The sequence below is a fragment of the Pantoea dispersa genome, assembly GCF_019890955.1.
GTDB classification, from domain to species: Bacteria; Pseudomonadota; Gammaproteobacteria; order Enterobacterales; family Enterobacteriaceae; genus Pantoea; species Pantoea dispersa.
In genome coordinates this window covers 2,836,278-2,856,630 of record NZ_CP082346.1, presented here as the reverse complement: position 1 = coordinate 2,856,630, position 20,353 = coordinate 2,836,278, and the positions used below count along the sequence as shown (strand labels likewise).

Sequence of the window (20,353 nt, the reverse complement as noted above, 5' to 3'; positions counted from 1 at the left end):
ATGATTGTTCAGATTAGTATTCGCGTTTTAGACTCAAATTCAAGCACAATTTGCAGAAAAAATGCACAGCGCCAGCGTGGCGGCTGAACAAACGGAGAAGCACAACGATGATCACTATCAGACTGGCGGTGCGCGACTGGGATTACTTCACGCCGCTGGCGCTGGGCGATATTCAGCCACAGGGCTTCAGGCTGGTCATTGACCGCGTAGGCACGCTGGTGGATAACCTGGCCAGCAGTGAACACTACGAAGGCGGTGAGGTGTCGTTCAGCCGCTATGCGCAGGCACGGGCGCGCGGCGACAGCTCACTGCTCGGCCTGCCGCACTTTCTGATGCGTGGCTTTCGCCAGCGCTGCATCATCACCACCACCGCCAGCCCGCTCACCACGCCAGCCCAGCTGAAAGGCAAAAGAATCGGCGTTACCGGCTGGCAGGACTCCGGCAATACCTGGACGCGCACCGTGCTGCGCGAAGCGGGCGTCGATATCAACGACGCCTTCTGGTTTGCCGGACGCCTGACTGCTGATCATCCGATTGTTGACCGGCTGGCGGGATTTGGTCGCCCGGGCCGTATCGAACCGGTGCCGGACGAGCGTCCGCTGATTGAACTGTTGAAAGCCGGCGAGCTGGATGCGGTGTTCACGCCGTTTATGCCTGAGGGCTTTTTCCTGAAAGATTCCGGTCTGCGCCAGCTGCAGGCGGATTTCGTCAGTGCCGAGCGCGACTACTTCAACCGCGTCGGCTATGTGCCCGGTATTCATCTGCTGGCGCTGAAGCCGGCGCTGGCGGCGGCGCATCCGTGGCTGCCGCAGGCGCTGAGCGAGGTGATCGATCGCGCGTATCAGCTGTGGATGCGCAAACGCGAGAAGTACGCGGATACCACGCCGTGGCTGCTGGATGATTTGCGACGCACCGCGCAGGAATTGCCTGCCGACTGGAATCAAAACGGATTTACCGCTAACAAAAGGATGATTGCCGACTTCGCCCGTGAGCTGTTTCAGCAGGGCTTAACCACAACGTTGCTCTCGCCGGAGGAGATTTTCCCGGCGGCGGCCAGAGGGGAGTGAAGATGAAAGTAGCCATGGGGCAGTTCGCCGTTAGCCGCGAATGGCAGGAGAACACCGCCATTTGTCGTGGTCTGATGCAGGATGCGCTGGCGGCGGGCGCCGATCTGCTGGTGCTGCCGGAAGGCGTGCTGGCACGCGATATCGCCGATCCCGATCTGGTGTTAAAGGCCGCACAGCCGCTGGACGGGCCGTTTGTCAGTCAACTGCTGGAAACCAGCAAAGGTAACGCGCTGACCACCATGATGAGCGTGCACGTGCCGACGCAGGATAACAAAGCGCACAACGTACTGATTGCCCTGCGTAATGGCGAAATCATTGCGCAGTACGTCAAGCTGCATCTGTACGATGCCTTCGCCATGCAGGAGTCGCAGCGGGTTAATCCGGGTGATGCCGTGCCGCCACTGGTTGAGGTGGCCGGTATGAAAGTTGGGCTGATGACCTGCTATGACGTGCGTTTTCCCGAACTGGCGCGCCGGCTGGTGCTGGACGGTGCCGACGTGCTGGTGCTGCCTTCCGCCTGGGTAAAAGGACCGTTAAAGGAGATGCACTGGGAACTGCTGACCAGTGCGCGCGCGCTGGAAAACACCTGCTACATGGTGGCGGTAGGCGAGTGCGGGCCGCGCAACATTGGTAACAGTCTGGTGGTCGATCCGCTTGGCGTGGTGATTGCGAAGGCACCGGAGTGCGCCGCACTGGTGTTTGCCGAACTGGATCCGGCCCGCATCGCCTACGCCCGCAGCGTGCTGCCGGTACTGGAAAATCGCCGCTTTGCCCGTCCGGAATTGCAATCACTTTGACCTGCCTGGGGGAAACTGACTGATGAAAATGCTTTTAACCGCCATCGCGCTGGCGACCGGCCTGACGGCGAGCGTCGTCCAGGCAGCGGACGCCATTCCGACGCAAAAAATGGATCAGGCGCTGCACGATAGACTGCCGGCGCAGATCAAGCAGGCTGGCAAAATGATCTCGGTAAATAACGGCTCCTTTCCGCCGTATGAGATCGTTAACGGGCCGCACTCAATGGATGGCGCCTCGGCCGATCTTACCGTGGCGCTCGGCCAACTGCTGGGCGTGAAAATTGAACACGCGACGGTGAGCGGTCTGTCCGGCGTACTGGCCGGTATTAATTCCGGACGCTATCAGATGGCCATCGGGCCGATAGGTGATTATCCGGATCGCCAGCAAAAGGTGGACTTCATCGACTACGTGCAGGAGTTCGTGGTGTTTGGCGTGCAGAAGGGCAATCCGGCGCACATCAACGGTCTGGCAGATACCTGCGGTAAGCGCATTGCGGTGATGGCGGCCGGTTCGGCGGAGCAGGTGATCCGCAAACAGTCAGCCGCCTGTGAGGCTGCGGGCAAACCTGCAGTCGTGGTGCAGTCCTTTACCGATCGGCCTTCGTCGATACTGGCGGTGCGCTCGAAGCGTTCGGATGCCTTCTTCTCCTCGCAGGCGCCGCTGACCTATTTCATTGAGCAGGCGCAGGGGCAGCTTGAACTGTCTGGTCAGGGGCAGAAAAACGGCTTTGGCGATATCTTTCAGGGCACGGTCGTTCCCAAAGGCTCGCCGCTGGGCGAGGTGGTGCTGGATGCCTACAAAGAACTGTTTGCCAACGGCACTTACGCGGCCATCATGAAAAAATGGCAGCTGGACGGCAACATGCTGCCGCAGCCGGGACGTAACCTGGCGCAGGAGACGGCAAAATGAGTGCCGTCGGCCCCAACGCGCGCCCCACGGATCAGGGGGACGTGCCGCAGCGCGACGTCGCTTTTGCCCGTAGCGCGCCCGCGTATGGACGCTGGGTTAGCTGGATCGTGGTCCTGATGCTGGCAGCGAATGGTCTGTGGCTGGTGGTGACCAATCCCAATTTTGAGTGGCACGTGGTGCTGCAGTGGTTTACCGAAGGCTCGGTGCTGAAAGGGCTGCAGGTGACGCTCGGGCTGACGGTGGTGTCGATGGTGCTGGGCACCCTGCTGGGGCTGCTGCTGGCGGTCTGGCGGCTGTCAGAGAATAAACTGCTGAGCGGCGTGTCGGCGCTCTACATCTGGTTCTTTCGCGGTACGCCGCTGCTGGTGCAGCTGATATTCTGGTACAACCTGTCGACACTGTTTCCCACGCTTTCGATCACCGTGCCGTGGACGGACATCACCTTTGCCAGCTGGAATACTAACGATCTGATCACGCCGCTGACTGCCGCCATCGCCGGTCTGGCGCTCAACGAGGCTGCCTATATGGCGGAGATTATCCGTGCCGGCCTGCTGTCGGTCGATCACGGTCAGGTTGAAACCACTCAGGCGTTTGGCATGAGCCGCAGCCGCGCGCTGCGGCGTATCATCATTCCACAGGCGATGCGCGCCATTATTCCCCCGACCGGCAACCAGCTGATTAGCATGATCAAAGCCACGTCGCTGGTGAGCGTCATCGCGATGGGCGATCTGCTCTATTCGGTGCAGGCCGTTTATAACCGTACCTTTGAAATCATTCCGATGCTGATGGTGGCGGTGATCTGGTATCTGCTGATTACCTCGATCCTCAACGTCGGCCAGTCAGCCATTGAGCGCTACTACGCGCGCGGCAGCAAACGTACCGTGGTGGTGAACAAACGACGCGCCAGCAGTGACACGGCGCTGGCCGCGGCCCCGCGTTTAAAGGAGGACGTATGAGCGAGATTCAGCCGCTGGTGCGTGCGCGTAATGTGCAAAAGAGCTTCGGTGATAACGCGGTACTGAAAGGCATCGATCTCGATGTGTTTCCGGGCGAAGTGGTGGTGATTCTCGGGCCTTCGGGCTCAGGCAAGTCGACCTTTCTGCGCTGCATTAATCATCTGGAAGAGATGAATGCCGGCTCGATTATGGTGGGCGACGAGCAGATTGGTTACGCGCTAAAGCGCGGTCTGCTGCATCGCCTGTCGGCGCGGAAAATTGCCCATCAGCGGCAGAAAATCGGCATGGTGTTTCAGCAGTTCAATCTCTATCCCCATATGACGGTACTGCAAAACATCATGGAAGCGCCGATTGGCGTGCACAAGTTCCCACGTGATGAGGTGCTGCAACACGCACGTGAGCTGCTGGCAACGGTCGGATTGAGCGATAAAGCCGACGCCTGGCCGCGACATTTGTCGGGGGGACAACAGCAGCGCGTGGCGATCGCCCGTGCGCTGGCGATCAAACCGCTGCTGATGCTGTTCGATGAACCGACCTCAGCGCTGGATCCGGAGCTGGTGGGGGAAGTGCTGGCTACCATGCGTACCTTAGCCAATCGCGGCCTGACCATGATTGTGGTAACGCATGAGATTGGCTTTGCGCGTGAAGCCGCCGATCGCGTGGTGTTCATGGATGGTGGCGTGGTGGTGGAACAGGGACCGCCAGAGCAGGTGATTGGCAATCCGCAGCATCCGCGTACCCAGGCGTTTCTCAGCCGCTTTATCTGACGCTGAGATCTCACTCTGTTACAGATTGCAGTTGAGCGTGGTGAATAACTGCGCGTTAATAGTGCTGTCCGTTTTTCGCGAAGGTTGAAAGGTAAAATATGGAAGGTATCAGTATTGCCAAACTGCTGATCATCGGTGCGCTTATCGTACTGCTTTTTGGCACCAACAAGTTACGTTCACTGGGTGGCGATCTGGGTTCCGCAATCAAGGGCTTTAAAAAAGCCATGAAAGATGATGAATCCACCGCAACCAAAAGCAGTGCCGAAGAAACGCCTGCTGAACGCGTCGGCCATAAAGAGTAATCTCTGCGCTGAACGTCAATAAGTGTAAATGTTTATTACGTTAAAAAACCAGACTGCCACAGTCTGGTTTTCGTTTTTAGTGCCAGACAATGTGATGTTCCAGCGGTTCATCCCAGCCTGGCAGATTGCCGCCGTGATCGCCGCTGGCGGTCAGTATGCTGTCAGCGCTGTGCCACTCATCCAGCCATGCTTCGCTGAAGGTCAGCGGCAGAAGAGCGGGCGCAATATCATCCTGCTGCATCGCCAGTTCCATCAGTGCACAATCAATCGCGCTGAGATCGCTGTCATCAATTGGCGTGATAATAGCGGCAGGCTGCGGCAGTACGGTAATCAACTTATTGTAACGGCTGCTGACATGCCCCTGTTCATCGACGAACTCTGCACTGAATACATGCTGTGCCGCGCTTAAATCGGCGGGCTGAGCGAACTGCCAGTGACCCTGTGCGTCGCCCGTTACCACTTCAATCAGCACATTATCGATATAAATAAGCACCTGAGCGCCCGCCGCCAGCGTGCCGCTAAACATTTTCGGCTCACCGCTGTCATCGTAATCCACCGCATAGTCGTGTTGCTGTATGTCGCGCAGCACAGCCACCTCTGGCAGACTCAGCGGCTGCCGGGCTGGGAGCGTGGGGACAGGCGACGGGTGGAGCGTCTGATGTTCAGCGGCATACCATGCCGCAGGCAGCGCGCTGACCAGCGACAGCGCTGGGCTGAGCGCCGGAACCTCAGGCTGGCTGTGCCAGACGCTCTCGCCGGCGGCCGGCTGCGCAGACTCCAGCGGCGGCAGCGCTGGCAGCAACGGCGTTTCATCCGGCGTTACGCTGCGCAGTTCGGTGAACGGCAGTGCGGGCGCGGGCGCAGACGCAGGTTGCGCGCTTTGCGGCAGGTGCAGATGAATTTCGTCGTAGCGGTGGTCGATGCTGATGGCGGTTGCAAGAAACGCCAGTTCGCACGACGCATGGGGCGTCACGAACGGATTGGTGATATCCATGGGCGTGGTGCGCGCTTTTAGCGCATCCAGGCTTTCGCCCGACGCGCCGCTTCGCGGTCTACCAGAGGATGGACCTGACACATCCGCCGCCCGCATAAAATCGAGCTCATCGATATGAAAGGATGATTGCATAATCTGACCTTTATGAAAAAAACACTGAGAAAATAAAAAATAATAAACAGGCTCTTATGGCCTCAGCGGTTAAAGCGACAGATTTGCGACAGGAATTAAGCGGTTTAAGCAAAATTTTGCGATTGCGCCGCAGCAGGGCGCAATCGCGGCAGGAGATTACTTCACTTCCAGGCCTTTCGCCTGCATATCAGCGTGATAGGACGAGCGGACGAACGGACCGCAGGCGGCGTGGGTAAAGCCCATCGCCAGCGCTTCTTCTTTCATCTCATCGAACTCCGCCGGGCTGACGTAACGCTGTACCGGCAGGTGGTGACGGCTTGGCTGCAGGTACTGGCCGAGGGTCAGCATGGTAACACCGTGGCGACGCAAATCGCGCATCACCTCGATGATTTCCGCATTGGTTTCCCCGAGACCGACCATCAGACCGGATTTGGTTGGCACGTCCGGATGCGCTTCTTTGAAACGCTCCAGCAGCTTCAGCGACCACTCGTAGTTGGCGCCCGGACGCACCTGACGATAGACGCGCGGTACGTTTTCCAGGTTATGGTTGAACACATCCGGCGGCGTAGCTGTGAGGATTTCCAGCGCGCGATCCATACGCCCGCGGAAGTCCGGCACCAGCGTTTCAATTTTGATGGTCGGGCTTTTCTCGCGGATGGCGCTGATGCAGTCAGCAAAGTGCTGTGCACCGCCGTCGCGCAGATCGTCGCGGTCCACCGAGGTGATTACCACATAGCGCAGCGCCATGTCGGCAATGGTTTGTGCCAGCTTTAGCGGCTCGTTGGCGTCCGGCGCGTTTGGCCGACCGTGTGCCACATCGCAGAACGGACAGCGGCGGGTACAGATGGCACCGAGGATCATAAAGGTGGCGGTGCCGTGGTTAAAGCATTCGGCAAGGTTAGGGCAGGAAGCCTCTTCACACACCGAGTGCAGGCCGTTTTTACGCATCGCCGCTTTGATGCCCTGAATGCGGCTGGAATCCGCAGGCAGTTTGATCTTCATCCACTCCGGCTTACGCAGGATTTCCTGGCGTTCGGTGACCACGGTTTTTACCGGAATCAGCGCCATTTTGTCGGCATCGCGATACTTGACGCCACGTTCCATCTGAATTGGTTTACTCATAAATCTGCAGGTTCCGGTCGGGATTGCGATTTGAAAGCTTCCTCACTCAAACTGAGAACCAGGCTTTCAACTTTATTTGAAAAAATTGCAAAAATTATATCATCTCGCCGGGGCAGAAGCAGCCGATAAGCCGTGGCGAAAGTTACAATTTTGTAAATGCGCACGTACGGTCAAGGTCAGCACGCGGCCTCATCATGCCATTCCGTGTCGCTAAAGCCGGTCAGGCGCGCGAAATGCTGCACCAGGCGCGGTTGCACGTCCGCCGGCGTGACGCCGGGCCGGAAGGCGCTGATCTGCGTCATCTCCATGCCGGCATAGCCACAGGGATTGATACGCAGGAAGGGCGCCAGATCCATCGCGACATTGAGCGCCAGACCGTGAAACGAGCAGCCTTTACGGATGCGCAGGCCGAGCGAACAAATTTTCGCATCGCCAACGTATACGCCGGGCGCATCCGCACGCGCACGCGCGCTGATGTCGTAATCAGCCAGCGTAGCGATGACCGTCTCTTCCAGTGCGGTGACCAGATCGCGCACGCCCAGCTTGCGGCGTTTAACGTCAATCAGTACATACATCACCTGCTGGCCCGGGCCGTGATAGGTTACCTGGCCGCCGCGATCGCTCTGTACCACCGGAATATCGCCCGGCACCAGCACATGTTCGGCTTTGCCCGCCTGGCCCTGAGTAAACACCGCGGGGTGTTCTACCAGCCAGAGTTCATCGGCGGTGGCGCTGTCGCGCCGATCGGTAAAGTGATGCATGGCATCGGAGACGGGCTGCCAGTCGCGCTGGCCAAGCTGACGAACAAGAAGCGTATTAGCAGACAAAGCAGAAGTCCGGTAGCGAGTGGAGGGCAGAGTATAACGCTGGCAAAGCGGCCTTTACCAGCGTCAGCATTACAGCACCATGCGCACGATTTCGATGTTGCCCAGCTCTTCGTACAGGGTTTCCACCTGTTCGATGTGGGTGGCGTTAATGGTGATCGACACCGAGTGATAATTGCCTTTGCTGCTGGGCTTCACGTCAGGGCTGTAGTCGCCGGGCGCATGACGCTGCACCACTTCAACCACTTGATCAACCAGCTCCGGTTGCGCCAGGCCCATCACTTTGTAGGTAAAAGGCGTCGGGAATTCGAGCAGTTCATTCAGTTTGGTTTTCATATTAACTCCGGTGCATAAAAAACAGGCTCCCGCCGAAGCGGGAGCAATATAGTAGCTTATCTGGGGACGGATTGGCGATTTTTCAAGCGCGCCTTAGCCGAACCAGTGATGGAACATCAGTTTGATGTAATCGATGATGCGGCTGAAGAAACCGCCTTCCTGCACTTCGTTCAGCACCACCAGCGGACGCTGTTCGATGGTTTTACCATCCAGCTGGAAGTTGATGCTGCCCACGACCTGGTTTTTCTGCAGCGGCGCGTGCAGTTCGGTGTTGTTCAGCACGTAACTGGCCTTGAGGTCTTTCATGCGGCCGCGCGGAATGGTCAGGTAGGCATCTTTTTCCACGCCGAGCTGCACGCGATCGCTGTTGCCAAACCATACCGGCTCAGACGCAAACTCTTTGCCCGCCTTCAGCGGTGCCACGGTTTCGAAGAAGCGGAAGCCCCAGGTCAGCAGCTTTTTACTTTCGGTTTCACGGCCTTTGAAGGTGTGACCGCCCATCACCGCCGAGATCAGACGCATCTGGCCTTCGGTCGCTGACGCCACCAGGTTATAGCCGGCGGCTTCGGTGTGGCCGGTTTTGATGCCGTCGACGTTCAGGCTGGTATCCCACAGCAGGCCGTTACGGTTCATCTGGCGGATGTTATTAAAGGTGAACTCTTTCTCTCTGTAGACCGCGTATTCATCCGGCACATCGCGAATCAGCGCCTGGCCAATCAGCGCCATGTCACGCGCCGTACTGTACTGACCGTCAGCATCAAGACCGTGCACGGTCTGGAAATGGGTATTTTTCAGGCCCAGCGCGCCCACGTAGTTGTTCATCAGGTTAACGAATGCGTCCTGACTGCCGGCAACGTAATCGGCCATCGCCACGCAGGCGTCGTTACCGGACTGCAGCACGATACCGCGCGTCAGCTGAGAGACCGGTACGCGATCGCCCGGCTTGAGGAACATCAGCGAGGAGCCTTTGAACACCGGATTGCCGGTTGCCCAGGCATCTTTACCGACGGTAACAATGTCATCCTGATGGATTTTGCCCGCTTTGACCGCCTGGCCGATGACGTAGCTGGTCATCATTTTGGTCAGACTGGCCGGGTCGCGGCGCGCGTCCGCGTTCTTTTCCGCCAGCACTTTGCCGGAGTTATAGTCGATCAGCACGTAAGCTTCGGCATCGATGTCCGGCACGCCCGGAATCATGGTTTTCAGATTAACATCATCTGCAAAGGCAACGTGGCTGAGGGAGAGAGCGACCAGTGATCCCACTGTCAGGCGTTTCAGAAAACGAGAAGGTTTCAGCGTATTCATGTTCAGGACTACAGCATCCGTGGGGTTAAGAGTGAAAAAAGTGCCTTACTATAGCAAAGCTGCCATCGTGCGACATCTGGCTTTATGCCTCAGTGTCAGCAGGCAAGGGCACGGCCCGTCACATTGACGGGCGGGCCGTGGTAATAAAGGAGCTGATCTGCGCTTCAGTGCTCAGACGCTGCTGCAGCGCCGCGGCCTGAGCCCGGCTGCTGAAACCGCCAAGCTGCACGCGGTAGACGTTGCCATTGGCTTCCACCGCGCCGGGTACACCAAAGCGCTGGCCAAGGCTGTCCGCCATCTGCCGGGCGCGAGCGGCATCATTCAGGGCGCCAACCTGTACCACAAAACCGCTGCCGGCATGGGCGCTGGCGTTATGGCTGGCCGGAGCCGGACTCGCTGCCGCAGCCGCAGCCGGTGCGGCAGGGCTGGCGGTAACCGGTGTGGCCGGCGCGCTACCTTCCAGTACGCCGCTGGCTAACGGCTGCGGCGCGCCGAGAAAGCCGCTGCTCTGCACCGGTGCACCGATGTTGCCGTTGCTCTGCAGTGAACTGTTATCCACCGCGCGGACGTCCTGTGCGGCAGGGGCGGGCGCGCTGCTGGCGCCGGTCATCACCATGCCGCCGCTCAGGTCAGGCCGCGCCGGCAGCGCATAGCTCTGTTTGGCCACGGTGGTGCCGATGGTGCCCGGACCGGATACTGAACCGTCTGGTGCTACTTTGATGTAATCCACCCGTACGCGGGTGTTATTGGAAATATTCAGGCGATCGCCCGCGGCGCGCGACAGGTCAATAATCCGGCCCGGCGTGTAAGGGCCGCGATCGTTAACGCGCACCACAATCTGCCGGCCATTGGCCAGGTTGGTGACGCGCACGTAGCTTGGCAGTGGCAGGGTAGGGTGTGCGGCGCTTAACGCGTCCGGATCGTAGGTTTCACCCAGCGCGGTGCGGTTGCCCTGCGCCTCTTCGCCGTACCAGGTTGCCAGACCAACTTCACTGTAGTTGGACGGATCTTTAATCACCCGGTAGGTTTTGCCATTGACGCTGTAGTCCTGGCTGGTAGAGGGATTGATCGGCTCATAGCGCGGCTCCACGCCGGGAATCTCCACCACCGGGCCATTGTAGGCCGGCTGCGGCGGGGCCGTGTTCGTCTGCTGTTCCGGTGTGGAACAGGCAGCCAGTACCAGTGATGCCAGAGCAACCCCAAGCCAGTCCTTACGCATGTGCAGCCTCTTAAACGCTTTTAGATAACATTTTTCGATGAGTGTGGATCGACATCACGATGCCAAATCCGGCCATTAACACAATCAGCGCCGATCCGCCGTAGCTCACCAGCGGCAGCGGCACGCCAACCACCGGTAAGATACCACTAACCATGCCAATGTTAACGAAAACATACACAAACAGAATCAGCATCAGGCCGCCGGACATTACGCGACCAAAGGTGGTTTGCGCGCGTGCGGCAATCACCAGCCCGCGCATGATTAGCAGCAGATAAAGTACCAGCAGCAGCAGGACGCCCACCAGGCCGAGCTCTTCCGCCAGCACCGCGAAGATAAAGTCGGTGTGACGTTCGGGCAGAAACTCCAGCTGCGACTGGGTGCCGTGCAGCCAGCCTTTGCCGCGCAGGCCGCCGGAGCCGATAGCAATCTTGGACTGAATAATGTGGTAGCCGGCACCGAGCGGATCGCTCTCCGGATCGAGCAGCATCATCACGCGGTCGCGCTGATAATCGTGCATCAGGAAGAACCACAGAATCGGGATGAACGCCGCCACCAGCAGCACGGCCACGCCAATCAGCTTCCAGCTCATGCCGGAGAGGAACAGCACAAACAGGCCGGAGGCAGCGATCAGAATGGAGGTACCGAGGTCCGGCTGCGCCGCCACCAGCAGCGTCGGCATGAAAATCAGCACCAGCGCGATGCCGGTGTTTTTCAGCGTCGGCGGACAGACATCGCGGTTGATGAAGCGTGCCACCATCAGCGGCACGGCGATTTTAGCGATTTCCGACGGCTGAAAGCGCACAAAACCAAGATCGAGCCAGCGCTGTGCCCCTTTACTGATGTGGCCGAAGGCATCGACCGCCACCAGCAAAATTACGCAGACAATGTAGAGGTAGGGCGCCCAGCTTTCATACACGCGCGGCGGCACCTGCGCCATCACCAGCATGATGATGGTGCCCATGGCAATCTGCCCGAGCTTGCGCTCCATCATGCCCGGATCCTGGCCGCTGGCGCTCCAGATAACAATGGCGCTGTAGGCCAGCAGGCTGATGATGATCAGCATAAACAGCGGGTCGATATGGATACGCGTCCAGATCGTTCTTTTCTGGGGACTATCGTTCATCGACATCGTTATTCACCTTCGTAGCCGGGCGGCATGGGTGCGGCTTCTGGCAGCACGGTATTGTTGTCGCCCAGCATTATGTGGTCGAGAATCTGGCGCATCACGGTGCCCACCGCCGGGCCGGCACCGCCGTTTTCCAGAATCATGGTGACGGCGACGCGCGGCTTGTCGTACGGCGCGAAGGCGGTCATCAGCTTATGGTCACGCAGCCGTTCGGCAATCTTGTGCGCGTTGTAGGTCTCATTCTCTTTCAGGCCAAACACCTGTGCGGTACCGGATTTCGCCGCAATCTTGTACGGTGCATCGGCAAAGCTTTTATGCGCGGTGCCGTTGGCGCGGTTGGCCACGCCATACATGCCGTCTTTGGCGATCTCCCAGTAGCCGGAATGAATGTCGCCAATCGGCGCATCCGGCGGCTGGCGATACGGCACCATGCTGTTGCCTTCACGGGTGGCGCGCAGCAGGTGTGGCACTTTAATCACGCCGTCGTTAATCAGGATCATCAGCGCTTTGTTCATCTGCACCGGCGTCGCCGTCCAGTAGCCCTGGCCGATACCGACCGGAATGGTATCGCCCTGATACCACGGCTTTTTAAAGCGTTTCATCTTCCATTCGCGCGTCGGCATGTTACCGGGGCTCTCCTGCGGCAGGTCGATACCGGTACGGTGGCCGTAGCCGAATTTGGTCATCCACTCCGACAGGCGGTCGATGCCCATGTCATAGGCCACCTGATAGAAGAAGGTATCCGCCGACTCTTCCAGCGATTTGGTGACGTTGAGGCGACCGTGGCCCCATTTTTTCCAGTCGCGGTAGCGTTTTTCTGAGCCCGGCAGCTGCCACCAGCCCGGATCGAACAGGCTGGTATTACGGTTGATCACGCCGGCGCTGAGCGCTGAGACCGCCACATAAGGTTTAACCGTGGAGGCTGGCGGATACGATGCCTGCAGCGCACGGTTATACAGCGGGCGGTTCTCATCGCCGAGCAGCGCCTTATAATCTTTACTCGAAATACCATCGACAAACAGATTCGGATCGTAACTGGGTGTGGAGACCAGCGCGAGAATCTCACCGGTGCGCGGATCGCTCACCACCACGGCGGCGCGGCTGCCGGTCAGCAGGGTTTCGATGTACTGCTGTAGCTTGAGATCGATGGTTAGCCAGATATCGCGTCCGGCCTGCGGTGACTGCTCATGCAGCTGACGGATCACGCGACCGCGGTTGTTGACTTCCACCTCTTCGTAACCGGTTTTGCCGTGCAGCACATCTTCGTAATAGTTTTCGATGCCGAGCTTACCGATGTCGTGGGTGGCGGCGTAGTTCGGCCATTTGCCTTCTTCATCAAGGCGCTTGACGTCACGATCGTTGATTTTCGAGACGTAACCCACCACGTGCGTCAGCGTCTGGCCGTAGGGATAGTAGCGGCGCTGGTAGCCTTTCACTTCCACGCCCGGGAAACGGTACTGGTTCACTGCGAAGCGCGCGACCTGCACTTCATTCAGGCCGGTTTTGACCGGAATCGAGGTAAAGCGGCGCGAGCGCTTGCGCTCTTTTTCAAACGCATCGATGTCATCGTCGGTCAAATCCAGCACCGGCCGCAGATCCTGCAGCGTCTGCTTCAGGTCATCGACTTTTTCCGGCACCAGCTCGGCCTGGTAAATGGTGCGATTGAGCGCCAGCGGCACACCGTTGCGGTCATAGATGATGCCGCGGCTGGGGGCGACCGGCACCAGTTTGATGCGGTTTTCGTTTGAACGGGTGCTGTAGTCGTCGAAGCGCAGGATCTGCAGATGATACAGATTGACCACCAGCACGCTGGAGAGCAGCAGGATGCCGACAAAGGCCACCAGGGCGCGGCGGACAAACAGTTTCTGTTCGGCAGTGTAATCGCGAAAAGCGTTGCTCTGTAATTTCATCCGCTGCGTTTATTGTCTGGAGGTTGTCAGGCGTTTATTCACGGTGATAAGGGTGATTAGTGGTAATACTCCAGGCACGATACAGGCTTTCCGCCACCAGCACACGCACCAGCGGGTGCGGCAGCGTTAACGCGGACAGTGACCAGCTCTGCTCGGCTGCCGCTTTACACGCCGGTGCCAGGCCTTCCGGCCCACCAATCAGCAGGCTGACATCACGCCCGTCCAGCTTCCACCGCTCTAACTGCTGCGCCAGCTGCGGCGTTTCCCACGGCTGTCCGGGAATATCCAGCGTCACAATGCGGTTGCCTTTGCCCACCGCCGCCAGCATCGCTTCACCCTCTTTTTCCAGAATGCGTTTGATGTCGGCGTTTTTGCCGCGTTTACCGGCCGGCACTTCAGTCAGCTCAAACGGCATATCTTTGGGAAAGCGACGCAGGTACTCCATGAAACCGGTCTGAACCCAGTCGGGCATTTTGGTGCCGACGGCGACAAGCTGCAGTTTCAACGTTTAGCTCCAGAGCTTTTCCAGCTCATACAGCTGGCGGCTCTCTTCCTGCATCACGTGCACGATCACTTCACCGAGATCGACCACAACCCAGTCAGCAGCCGCTTTGCCGTCGACGCCGAGCGGTTTCAGGCCTGCCGCGCGCGATTCCTGCATCACATGGTCAGCGATGGAGGAAACGTGACGGTTGGAGGTCCCGGTACAGATAATCATGCAATCGGTGATGCTGGATTTGCCCTGCACATCAATCGCAACGATGTCCTGGCCTTTGAGATCATCAATCTTATCAATAACGAACTCTTGGAGTGCTTTGCCTTGCAAAAGGTTCCCCTTAAAAACAGGTGATTATGGGCAGGCTGAATGCCCCGGAAAACGCAGCCAAAAATGAAGCGGCGCAGTATAGCACGCGGCGATCAATCGCGATATAAGCCCGCGCGATCGATGTAGTCGATCACCGCCGCCGGCAGCAGATCGGCGCAGTCCAGGCCATGATGGCGGCGCTGGCGAATCTCAGTGGCAGAAATGTCGAACAGCGGCGTATCGGCCAGCCAGATGTGGCCTGCGGGTGCGCGATGCAGCTGCTGCACTTCATGCGCGCGGTGCGCATCCAGCCACTGCTGCATCTCTGGCGTAGCCATCTGCGCGGCGTAGCCTGGACGCTGACAAACCAGCAGGTGACACAGCGACAGCAGTTCCTGCCAGCGATGCCATTTTCCTAACGTTAGCAGAGAATCCTGACCGATGATAAACCCGAGGGGCTGTTGTGCACCGCGCTCGGCGCGCAGGGTTTCCAGCGTGTCCACCGTCCATGACGGCGTGGTGCGCGTCAGCTCGCGCGTGTCGATATCAAACAGCGGACGATCGGCAATGGCGCAGCGCAGCATCGCCACGCGCTGTTGTGCGCTGGCTTTCGGCTGTGGCCGGTGCGGCGGCACATTGTTCGGCAGCAGCGTCACTTTTTGCAGGCCAACCTGCTGCGCCAGCGCGGTGACCGGACGCAGATGCCCGAAATGAATTGGATCGAAGGTGCCGCCAAACAGCGCGTAAAGGTCAGACATCAGTTAAACCCAGCGGAAAATCACGATGGCACAGCAGCAATGACAGCGTCTCCAGCTGCGGCCACAGATTCTGACCGTAGTCCTGCTTCATGGTCAGTTCGAGTTGAGCCAGCAGATGCACCGCTTGCTGCAGCCGTTGCGCATCCAGTCGCTGCAGCGCTTCAGTGAACAGGGCACGGCGGTTCTGCCAGATACGCTGTTGATCCATCAGCGTGCGCAGCGGCTGCTTCGCCTGCTGGCGTTGCAGCTGCAGTAGCGTCAGCAGATCGCGCTGCAGCGTGCGCAGCAGAATCACCACTTCGCTGTCCTCTTTTTGCAGCTGACGCAAAATGTGCAGCGCGCGTTTGCTCTTGCCGGCCAGCAGCGCATCAACCCAGTGAAACGGCGTGAAATGCGCGGCATCGTTCACCGCTTCTTCCACGCGGGGCAGCGTCAGTTTGCCGTCCGGCCACAGCAGCGACAGCCGCTCCAGCGCCTGGGCCAGCGCCAGCAGATTACCTTCATAACAGTAGCAGAGCAGCTGAATTGCCGCGTCATCAATACTCAGCTGCAGGGCTTTCGCGCGGGCGGCCACCCAGCGCGGCAGCTGCGCCTGTTCCGGCGTCTGGCACGGCACCAGCACCGCACTGGCGCTGAGCGCTTTGAACCAGGCGCTGTTTTCCTGCGCTTTGGTCAGCTTCGCCATCCGCAGCACCAGCATAATGTCGCTGTGCAGCAGCGCGGCCAGTTTCACCAGCTGTTCGGCGATGGCGGCATTGGGGCCGTTTTCCGGCAGTTGCAGCGTCAGCGTCTGGCGCTGTGTGAACAGGCTCAGCGACTGACAGCTGGCGAAAATCGCCTCCCAGTCAGTCTGCGCATCAACGCTGACGGAAAAATGTTCGTCGAAGCCCTGCTGAGCGGCGGCAGCGCGGATGGCATCTGCGCTCTCCTGAATCAGCAGGGGTTCATTACCGGTGAGAAAATAACAGGCGCGCAGCCCCTCTCGAAGCTGCGCGCGCAGTTGTTCAGGATAGATCCTGATCATTGCAGACTGGTGGCTGACGAGGAGGGCACTTCCGGTGAGTCCGCGCCTGGCGCAATCACTTCAGGTTGCGGCAGCGTCTCTTTGTTGCTCTCCTGCGCGGCGTGTACCGTCAGCAGCTTACGTACCAGCTGCTCGGCGGCACGCTGACGCATCTCCTGCACAATCATATCCTGCTCGGCATCCTTCGCCAGCGCGGCGTTCGGGTTGTCGAAGAACGAACGGTACACCGTGGTGCTGATCGGATAAATGCCTTTGCCCGGCAGCAACACCTGCGCGCTGACGGTCATCACCAGCGAGTATTCGGCGGTGGTGCCGCTGATGAATACCGACGCGGTATCGCGTCCCTGGCTCTCCGCGCCGAGACGCAGCGTCGGGTATTGCGCACTGGCCGCTTTGCTGTCTTCAACGATTTTGACATCGTTGATGCGCAGCTGCTGACGCACGGTGCGCGCCAGCGGGCCATACGGATCGCCGCTCTGGACGATCAGCGTTTTCATTTCCGGTGGCACCTGCGTGGTGCCGCGCGGATGAAAACCACAGCCGGCAGTGACCAGCACTGCAAGCAGGACAAACAGCCTGATAACGAGTTGTCGCACAGTTCCTCCTGAACTTAACCTACGACCAGGTTAAGCAGTTTGCCAGGGACATAAATCACTTTACGAAGGGTGACGCCATCCAGATATTTCGCCACCAGATGCTCCTGTGCCGCACGCGCCTGCACCTGTTCCTGCGTCGCATCCGGCGCCACGGTAATTTTACCACGCACTTTACCGTTGACCTGCACCACCACCAGCAGCGAATCCTCTACCATTGCTGCTTCATCGGCAACCGGCCAGCTGGCGTCGTCGATGCTGCCTTCGCCACCCAGTGCCTGCCACAGCACGTAGCTGGCGTGCGGGGTGAATGGGTAGAGCAGGCGCGTTACGGCGACCAGCGCTTCCTGCATCAGGGCGCGATCCTGTTCGCTCTCCTGCGGCGCGCGCAGCAGTTTGTTCATCAGCTCCATGATCGCCGCAATCGCGGTGTTGAAGGTCTGACGACGGCCGATGTCATCCGCCACTTTGGCGATGGTTTTGTGCAGATCGCGACGCAGCGCTTTCTGCTCATCGTTGAGCGCGTTGACATCCAGCGCCACGGTCGCGCCTTTAGCCACGTGATCGTATGCCAGCTTCCACACGCGTTTCAGGAAGCGGTTTGCGCCTTCCACGCCTGACTCCTGCCACTCCAGCGTCATTTCCGCCGGGGAGGCAAACATCATGAACAGGCGCACGGTATCTGCGCCGTAGCGCTCAACCATCAGCTGCGGGTCGATGCCGTTGTTTTTGGACTTCGACATTTTGCTCATGCCCGCGTAGATCACTTCGCGGCCCTGATTGTCGATGGCTTTGGTGATGCGGCCTTTTTCGTCGCGCTCGACGTTAACGTCAACCGGAGAAACCCAGTTGCGCTCGCCGTTGGAGCCGACGTAGTAGAAGGCGTCAGCCAGTACCATGCCCTGACACAGCAGACGTTTGGCCGGCTCGTCAGAGTTGACCAGGCCCGCGTCGCGCAGCAGCTTGTGGTAGAAGCGGAAATACATCAGGTGCATGATGGCGTGTTCGATACCGCCCACATACTGATCGACCGGCAGCCAGTAGTTCGCTGCCGCCGGATCCAGCATGCCTTCGTTGTAGTTCGCACAGGTGTAACGCGCGTAGTACCACGATGATTCCATAAAGGTGTCGAAGGTGTCGGTTTCACGCAGCGCCGGCTGACCGTTGACGGTGGTTTTCGCCCACTCCGGATCGGCTTTGATTGGGCTGGTGATACCGTCCATGACCACGTCTTCCGGCAAAATCACCGGCAGCTGATCTTCTGGCGTTGGCATTACGGTGCCATCTTCCAGCGTCACCATCGGAATTGGCGCACCCCAGTAGCGCTGGCGTGACACACCCCAGTCGCGCAGGCGATAGTTCACTTTACGCACGCCGACGCCTTTGGCCGCCAGCGCATCGGCGATGGCATTGAAGCCGGCGTCGTGGTCCAGACCGTCAAACTCGCCGGAGTTGAACAGCGTGCCTTTTTCGGTCATCGCTGCGGCGCTGACATCCGGCGCGGTACCGTCGAGGTTGAGTACCACCGGCTTGATGTTGAGATCGTATTTGGTGGCGAATTCCCAGTCGCGCTGGTCATGACCCGGTACGGCCATCACGGCACCGGTGCCGTACTCCATCAGCACGAAGTTAGCGACCCAGACCGGAATCTCTTCGCCCGTCAGCGGATGGATAGCGTGCAGGCCGGTGGCCATGCCTTTCTTCTCCATCGTGGCCATGTCCGCTTCGGCGACTTTGGTGTTGCTGCATTCAGCAATGAAGTCAGCCAGCGCCGGGTTGTTGACGGCAGCCTGGCGCGCCAGAGGATGACCGGCTGCCACGGCGACATAAGTTGCCCCCATGAAGGTGTCCGGACGGGTGGTGTAAACCGTGACTTTTTCCGCGCTGTTGGCCACGTCAAAGGTGATCTCGACACCTTCAGAACGGCCAATCCAGTTGCGCTGCATGGTCTTAACCTGCTCCGGCCAGTCTTCCAGCTTATCGAGGTCGTTGAGCAGCTCTTCGGCGTAATCGGTGATTTTCACGAACCACTGCGGGATCTCTTTGCGTTCGACTTTGGTGTCGCAGCGCCAGCAGCAGCCATCGATCACCTGTTCGTTCGCCAGTACGGTCTGGTCGTTCGGGCACCAGTTGACTGCGGAGGTTTTTTTGTAGACCAGACCTTTTTCGTACAGTTTGGTGAAGAACCACTGTTCCCAGCGGTAATACTCAGGCTGACAGGTCGCCAGTTCGCGACTCCAGTCATAGCCGAAGCCCAGCAGTTTCAGCTGGTTTTTCATGTATTCGATGTTGTCGTAGGTCCAGGGTGCTGGCGCAGTGTTGTTTTTCACCGCCGCCCCTTCGGCGGGCAGGCCAAAGGCATCCCAGCCAATCGGCTGCAGGACGTTTTTGCCCAGCATGCGCTGGTAGCGCGCAATCACATCGCCAATGGTGTAGTTACGCACGTGGCCCATGTGCAGGCGGCCAGAAGGATAGGGCAGCATAGACAGGCAGTAGTATTTCTCTTTGCCTTCCTGCTCGGTCACTTTGAAGGTTTCGTTTTCGTCCCAGTGCTGCTGGACGCGGGATTCTATCTCTTCCGGGCGGTATTGCTCTTGCATGGCTGCCTGTGGTCCTTGTGAAATCGTTTTTTAAACACTTTTGATCCGCATAGCATACCCATAAGGCCGCCCCTCAACAACAATTGACGCCCTCCGGCGGCGTGATTTGTGCGGAATGCGCCAGCGCTTTCACCCTTTTGCGATTTCCTCTGCGCTAAGCGCAGCAAATATGGCAAAGCGGCTAAACTTAACTCAGCATCCGCAGCGGAAAGGAGAACAAAATGAATAATGTGGCGCAGGAGTATCGTGCAACGGTAGCAGCATTAACCCAGCGGCTGGAGCGTGGCGAGCGTGATGTCGACGCACTGGTCGCCGAGGCGCGTAGTGCGCTGCTGCAGAAACAGACGCTGACCACCGCCGAAGTCGACGAGGTCATGCGCGCGGTGCGGCGCGATTTGCACGAGTTCGCGCTCAGCTATCAGGAATCCAGCGAAGCGCTCGGCGATTCAGTGTTTCTGCGGGTGATCCGTGAAAGCCTGTGGAAAGAGCTGGCCGATATCACCGATAAGAGCCAGCTGGAGTGGCGCGAAGTGTTCCAGGATCTGCGGCATCACGGCGTGTATCAGAGCGGCGAAGTGGTGGGACTAGGCAATCTGGTGTGTGAAAAGTGCGGCTTTACCCGGGCGATTTACACCCCGGAGAGCCTGACGCGCTGCCCGGAGTGCGGCCACGATCAGTTCCAGCGTCAGCCGTTTGAGCCCTGAATTATCACCGTGCTCTGAAGCAAAAAAGTATTGTTGCTGAAGGCGTGCGGACTGTCAGAAGGGAACCTGAACACGCCCGGATCGGCAAAACCCGCATCCCTG

General features: G+C 58.9%; 21 protein-coding genes. 7 read left to right on the top strand and 14 right to left on the bottom strand.

Going from position 1 to position 20,353, the window contains the following annotated elements; translation table 11 throughout:
* Positions 1 to 107: 107 nt before the first annotated feature.
* From K7H94_RS13370 to tatE, 6 genes are all read left to right on the top strand, one after another.
* Complete coding sequence (locus K7H94_RS13370) at positions 108 to 1,067, top strand: substrate-binding domain-containing protein (RefSeq protein WP_222951179.1); 960 nt, start codon at positions 108 to 110, stop codon at positions 1,065 to 1,067.
* 2 nt (positions 1,068 to 1,069) lie between these two features.
* Positions 1,070 to 1,864 (top strand): deaminated glutathione amidase, encoded by a 795-nt coding sequence (locus K7H94_RS13365; protein WP_211726313.1) that lies wholly within the window; start codon positions 1,070 to 1,072, stop codon positions 1,862 to 1,864.
* A gap of 22 nt (positions 1,865 to 1,886) precedes the next feature.
* A complete protein-coding gene (locus tag K7H94_RS13360) occupies positions 1,887 to 2,774 on the top strand; it encodes an ABC transporter substrate-binding protein (RefSeq protein WP_222951178.1) in 888 nt (295 codons plus the stop codon).
* Positions 2,771 to 3,730 (top strand): amino acid ABC transporter permease, encoded by a 960-nt coding sequence (locus tag K7H94_RS13355; RefSeq protein ID WP_150058451.1) that lies wholly within the window; start codon positions 2,771 to 2,773, stop codon positions 3,728 to 3,730. The genes K7H94_RS13360 and K7H94_RS13355 overlap by 4 nt, the downstream gene beginning before the upstream one ends.
* Complete coding sequence (locus K7H94_RS13350; protein WP_058757904.1) at positions 3,727 to 4,497, top strand: amino acid ABC transporter ATP-binding protein; 771 nt, start codon at positions 3,727 to 3,729, stop codon at positions 4,495 to 4,497. Before K7H94_RS13355 ends, K7H94_RS13350 begins: the two co-directional genes overlap by 4 nt.
* 98 nt (positions 4,498 to 4,595) lie before the next feature.
* Complete coding sequence (gene tatE, locus K7H94_RS13345) at positions 4,596 to 4,799, top strand: twin-arginine translocase subunit TatE (RefSeq protein WP_010618871.1); 204 nt, start codon at positions 4,596 to 4,598, stop codon at positions 4,797 to 4,799.
* A 76-nt stretch (positions 4,800 to 4,875) separates the two neighbouring features.
* On the opposite strand, the gene K7H94_RS13340 is transcribed toward tatE, so the two are convergent.
* From K7H94_RS13340 to leuS, 14 genes are all read right to left on the bottom strand, one after another.
* Positions 4,876 to 5,925, bottom strand: a complete 1,050-nt coding sequence (locus tag K7H94_RS13340) for a hypothetical protein (protein ID WP_222951177.1) — start codon at positions 5,923 to 5,925, stop codon at positions 4,876 to 4,878.
* Positions 5,926 to 6,081: 156 nt separating this feature from the next.
* A complete protein-coding gene (gene lipA / locus K7H94_RS13335; RefSeq protein WP_058757902.1) occupies positions 6,082 to 7,047 on the bottom strand; it encodes a lipoyl synthase in 966 nt (321 codons plus the stop codon).
* Positions 7,048 to 7,223: 176 nt separating this feature from the next.
* Complete coding sequence (gene lipB / locus K7H94_RS13330; protein ID WP_150058449.1) at positions 7,224 to 7,874, bottom strand: lipoyl(octanoyl) transferase LipB; 651 nt, start codon at positions 7,872 to 7,874, stop codon at positions 7,224 to 7,226.
* Between the two features lie 69 nt (positions 7,875 to 7,943).
* Positions 7,944 to 8,207: a DUF493 family protein YbeD gene (gene ybeD / locus K7H94_RS13325; RefSeq protein ID WP_010618866.1), complete on the bottom strand. Its 264-nt coding sequence runs from the start codon at positions 8,205 to 8,207 to the stop codon at positions 7,944 to 7,946.
* Positions 8,208 to 8,300: 93 nt separating this feature from the next.
* Positions 8,301 to 9,512, bottom strand: a complete 1,212-nt coding sequence (gene dacA / locus K7H94_RS13320; RefSeq protein WP_021508587.1) for a D-alanyl-D-alanine carboxypeptidase DacA — start codon at positions 9,510 to 9,512, stop codon at positions 8,301 to 8,303.
* A gap of 118 nt (positions 9,513 to 9,630) precedes the next feature.
* The gene (gene rlpA, locus K7H94_RS13315) at positions 9,631 to 10,731 is read right to left on the bottom strand and encodes an endolytic peptidoglycan transglycosylase RlpA (RefSeq protein WP_222951176.1); all 1,101 of its coding nucleotides are present in this window, start codon (positions 10,729 to 10,731) and stop codon (positions 9,631 to 9,633) included.
* Positions 10,732 to 10,741: 10 nt separating this feature from the next.
* Positions 10,742 to 11,854, bottom strand: coding sequence for a peptidoglycan glycosyltransferase MrdB (gene mrdB / locus K7H94_RS13310; RefSeq protein ID WP_031279886.1), 1,113 nt, complete (start codon positions 11,852 to 11,854; stop codon positions 10,742 to 10,744).
* Between the two features lie 8 nt (positions 11,855 to 11,862).
* Complete coding sequence (gene mrdA, locus K7H94_RS13305) at positions 11,863 to 13,767, bottom strand: peptidoglycan DD-transpeptidase MrdA (protein WP_021508584.1); 1,905 nt, start codon at positions 13,765 to 13,767, stop codon at positions 11,863 to 11,865.
* 34 nt (positions 13,768 to 13,801) lie between these two features.
* Positions 13,802 to 14,272, bottom strand: coding sequence for a 23S rRNA (pseudouridine(1915)-N(3))-methyltransferase RlmH (gene rlmH, locus K7H94_RS13300; protein WP_058757899.1), 471 nt, complete (start codon positions 14,270 to 14,272; stop codon positions 13,802 to 13,804).
* Between the two features lie 3 nt (positions 14,273 to 14,275).
* Positions 14,276 to 14,593 carry a ribosome silencing factor gene (gene rsfS / locus K7H94_RS13295; RefSeq protein WP_021508582.1) on the bottom strand — a complete coding sequence of 106 codons (318 nt, stop codon included), beginning with the start codon at positions 14,591 to 14,593 and terminating at the stop codon, positions 14,276 to 14,278.
* 92 nt (positions 14,594 to 14,685) lie between these two features.
* Positions 14,686 to 15,330: a nicotinate-nucleotide adenylyltransferase gene (nadD, locus tag K7H94_RS13290; protein ID WP_222951175.1), complete on the bottom strand. Its 645-nt coding sequence runs from the start codon at positions 15,328 to 15,330 to the stop codon at positions 14,686 to 14,688.
* Positions 15,323 to 16,354 (bottom strand): DNA polymerase III subunit delta, encoded by a 1,032-nt coding sequence (holA, locus tag K7H94_RS13285; RefSeq protein WP_021508580.1) that lies wholly within the window; start codon positions 16,352 to 16,354, stop codon positions 15,323 to 15,325. The genes nadD and holA overlap by 8 nt, the downstream gene beginning before the upstream one ends.
* Positions 16,351 to 16,950: an LPS assembly lipoprotein LptE gene (lptE, locus tag K7H94_RS13280; RefSeq protein WP_021508579.1), complete on the bottom strand. Its 600-nt coding sequence runs from the start codon at positions 16,948 to 16,950 to the stop codon at positions 16,351 to 16,353. The genes holA and lptE overlap by 4 nt, the downstream gene beginning before the upstream one ends.
* A gap of 14 nt (positions 16,951 to 16,964) precedes the next feature.
* A complete protein-coding gene (gene leuS, locus K7H94_RS13275; RefSeq protein WP_222951174.1) occupies positions 16,965 to 19,547 on the bottom strand; it encodes a leucine--tRNA ligase in 2,583 nt (860 codons plus the stop codon).
* 221 nt (positions 19,548 to 19,768) lie between these two features.
* On the opposite strand from leuS, the gene K7H94_RS13270 reads away from it, so the two are divergent.
* A complete protein-coding gene (locus K7H94_RS13270; RefSeq protein ID WP_021508577.1) occupies positions 19,769 to 20,251 on the top strand; it encodes a zinc ribbon-containing protein in 483 nt (160 codons plus the stop codon).
* Positions 20,252 to 20,353: the final 102 nt, after the last annotated feature.